Below are 3,775 nucleotides of genomic sequence, written 5' to 3'. Positions count from 1 at the left end.
GCACCCTCCGCCGCAACCAAGGCACCCTCCACCGCTTCCACCTCTCCCTCGCCCACCTCCACACCCACGGCATCCCCGTCGACTGGACACCGGCCGTCCCGGAGAGCACGGAAGTCCCGCACGACCTGCCGACGTACCCGTTCCAGCACCGGAGTTACTGGCTGGAGGACGCGGCGACCGACGGGGACCCGGAGAGCCTCGGGCTGCACACGACGCAGCACCCCCTGCTGACAGCCGCGACCACGCTCGCCCAGGGCGACGCGCTGCTGCTCACCGGCCGGATCTCGCTGCGCACCCACCCCTGGCTCGCCGACCACGCCATCGAGGGAACGGCGGTCCTGCCGGCTGCGGCGGCCCTCGAACTGGCCCTGGAGGCGGGCAGGTTGCTGGGCGACCTGCCGGTGGCCGAGCTGACGCTCGACACTCCGGTGGTGTTCCCGGCCACCGGCGGCGTGGACGTGCAGGTGACGGCCGGGCCCCCGCGCGGCGACGGCCGGCGCGATCTGACCCTGCACACGCGTGCGTACGACGACGCGGACGACGACAACGCGCTGCACCGCGCCTGGACCAGCCACGTCACGGGTCTGCTCGGCACTCCCGAGCCGGTCGCCGACTCCGCCCCCGAGCCGCTGACGTCCTGGCCCCCCGCCGGGGCGACCGCCGTCGACGCCGGCGAGGTGTACGAGCGGCTGGTCGCGCTGGGCCACGAGCTCGGCCCCGCGCTCCAGGGGCTCGCCCGGCTGTGGCGTCAGGGCGACGAGCTGTACGCCGAGGTGTCCGCACCGGAGGGGGTCGCGGCCGACGCCGGACGGTACGGACTGCATCCGGCCCTCCTCACGGCGGCGGTGCAGGCCCTGCTCTCGCAGGGCGACGAGGTGCTCGAACCCGCCGTCTGGCGGGGCGTGAGCCTGTACGCGGTGGGCGCGGGCGGCCTGCGGGTCCGCGTCTCCCGACGCGGCGACGGTTTCGCCGTCCTGCTCGCTGATCCAACCGGCGCCCCGGTCGCCTCCGTCGACTCGGTCGTCCTGCGGCCGCTGCCCGCCGGGGTCCTGGACCGGGCGGACCAGGTCCGCCACGACTGGCTTCTCGGCACCGACTGGACGGCGGTGCCCGCACCGGGCGACAGCCATCCGCTGCCGTACACGAGCTGGACCTCGTCCGCCGAACCCGCGGCCGAGCTGCGGGACGCCTTCGGCGACACCGTCCATGTCCCGTACGAGCCGGCACCCGCCGAGGACGCGGCCCCCGGCCTCGTCCTGCTGCACGCGTCGTCCGCGAGCGAACTGCTGCCCGCACTCCAGACCTGGACCGCCGACGAGGCGAACAGCGCCACCCAGCTGGCGGTCCTCACCCACCACGCCGTCACCACCGGACCCGACGATGTGCAGGACCTGGTCCCTTCTCCCGTCTGGGGCCTGATCCGGGCGGCCCAGTCGGAGAACCCGGGGCGGATCACCCTCGTGGACCTCGACGCCGAACCCGCGTCGCTGAGCGCACTGCCCGCGGCTCTCGCTGGCGGGGAACCGCAACTGGCCCTGCGCAACGGCGGTATACGGGTTCCGAGGCTCATCGCGTCCGTACCGCAGGACGCCGGTGAACTGCCCGTCCTGCCCGAGGACTCGACGGTCGTCGTCTCCGGCGTCGGCGACCTCGCCGCAGCAGCGGCCGTCCACACCGTCACCGCTCTGGGCGCCCGCCACCTTCTCCTGCTGTCCCCCGACGCGGGGCTTGCGGACCGGCTGACCGGTCTGGGCGCGCAGGTCATGGTGGCGGACGGTGACGCGGCCGACCGCGACTTCCTCGCCGGGGCGCTGGCCGCGCTGCCGCCCGCGCATCCGGTGGGCGCCGTCTTCCACGCACCGACCGCACCCGACCGCGCGGTCCTGCTCTCCACCGCACCCGAGGAGTTCGGCGCCGGGCTGCGTTCCGCCGGTGCGGCGGCCTGGAATCTCCACGAGCTCACCCTCGGTCTCGACCTGGGCGTCTTCGTGCTGCTCGCACCCGACGCGTCGTCGGCGCTCGGTGGCACCGGCCGCGCGAGCACCGCCGCCGTCGGCACGTACCTCGACGCCCTCGCCGAGCACCGGGTCTCGCTCGGACTGCCGGGCGTCTCGCTCTCCTGGGGTCCCCGAAACTCCGTGCCGGACTCCGCCTTCCACGGGCTGGTCCGCTTCGACGAGGACCAGGTGACCGCCGGACTGGAGCTCGCACTTCGCTCAGCTGGCCGGCCCACCCTGCTCGCCGCACGTCTGGACCGGGCGGCCCTGGGTGCACAGGCCGGCACCGGTCTGCTGTCCCCGGTGCTGCGTTCGCTGGTCCGCACGGTCCGCGCCGCCGCCGGTGCGGACGCCGCCGCGGCGGGCACGCTCGTCTCGGCCCTGGTGGGGCTTTCCGGGCCTGAACAGCTGCGGCTGCTCGGCGAGTTGGTGGGGGAACAAGTGGCCGGGGTGCTGAGGCACTCCGCCGGGGACACCGTCGACGCGACTCGCGCGTTCAAGGACCTCGGCTTCGACTCCCTGACGGCCGTGGAGCTGCGCAACCGGCTCAACACGGCGACGGGGCTGCGACTGCCCGCCACTCTCGTCTTCGACCACCCCTCGCCGGCGGCGCTCGCCGCTCATCTGCGGGACCAGTTGCTGGGCGACGGTGCGGGCACCGACACGGTGGTGCCCGCCGGACGCACCCCGGTGCAGGACGGTGAACCCATCGCGATCGTGTCGATGGCCTGCCGCTACCCCGGCGGGGTGCGCACACCGGAGGACCTGTGGCAGGTGGTGGCTTCGGAGAGCGATGTCATCTCGCCGTTCCCCACCAACCGGGGCTGGGACCTGGACCGGCTGTTCGATCCGGATCCGGCGCACGCGGGGACGTCGTACGCCCGGGAGGGCGGGTTCCTGCACGACGCTGACCAGTTCGACCCCGGATTCTTCGGGATCAGCCCGCGTGAGGCGACGAGCATGGACCCGCAGCAGCGGCTGCTGCTGGAGAGCGCCTGGGAGGCCTTCGAGCGGGCCGGTATCGACCCGACGTCGCTGCGCGGCTCGCGGACCGGGGTGTTCGCGGGGGTCGTCTACACGGACTACGGGTCCCGGGTGCAGCTCCCCGCAGACATGGAGGGGTATCTGGGCATCGGCAGTGCGGGCAGCATCGCCTCGGGGCGGATCGCCTACACCCTCGGGCTCGAAGGCCCGGCGGTGACCGTCGACACGGCGTGCTCGTCGTCTCTGGTCGCGCTGCATCTGGCCGTGCAGTCGCTGCGCCGGGGCGAGTGCGATCTCGCACTCGCGGGCGGAGCGACAGTCCTCGCCAACCCCGACATCTTCATCGGTTTCAGCAGGCAGCGCGGCCTGGCCCCGGACGCCCGCTGCAAGGCCTTCGCGGCCGGTGCGGACGGTACGGCCTTCGGCGAGGGGGTGGGGCTGCTCCTGGTCGAGCGGCTGTCGGACGCCCGCCGCAACGGCCACGAAGTGCTCGCCCTCGTCCGGGGCACAGCCACCAACCAGGACGGTGCGAGCAACGGCCTCACCGCACCCAACGGACCCTCGCAGCAGCGGGTCATCCGCCAGGCCCTCGACGACGCCGGACTCACCACGGCGGATGTGGACGCCATGGAGGCCCACGGGACGGGCACGACGCTGGGCGACCCGATCGAGGCGCAGGCGCTGCTTGCCACGTACGGGCAGGACCGTCCTGCCGAACAACCGTTGTGGCTGGGCTCATTGAAGTCGAACATCGGGCACACCCAGGCAGCCGCCGGGGTCGGCGGGATCATCAA

General features: G+C 73.7%; 1 protein-coding gene. It reads left to right on the top strand.

Annotated elements, in window-relative coordinates; all coding sequences use genetic code 11:
- Positions 1-3,775, top strand: a 3,775-nt coding sequence (locus tag ACWIGU_RS44760) for a beta-ketoacyl synthase N-terminal-like domain-containing protein (protein WP_454407697.1), incomplete at both ends; no start/stop codon positions are given.

The organism is Streptomyces sp. NPDC055400 (assembly GCF_053644375.1).
The sequence above is the reverse complement of the archived record's forward strand: the minus strand, read 5'-3'. Positions and strand labels throughout refer to the sequence as shown.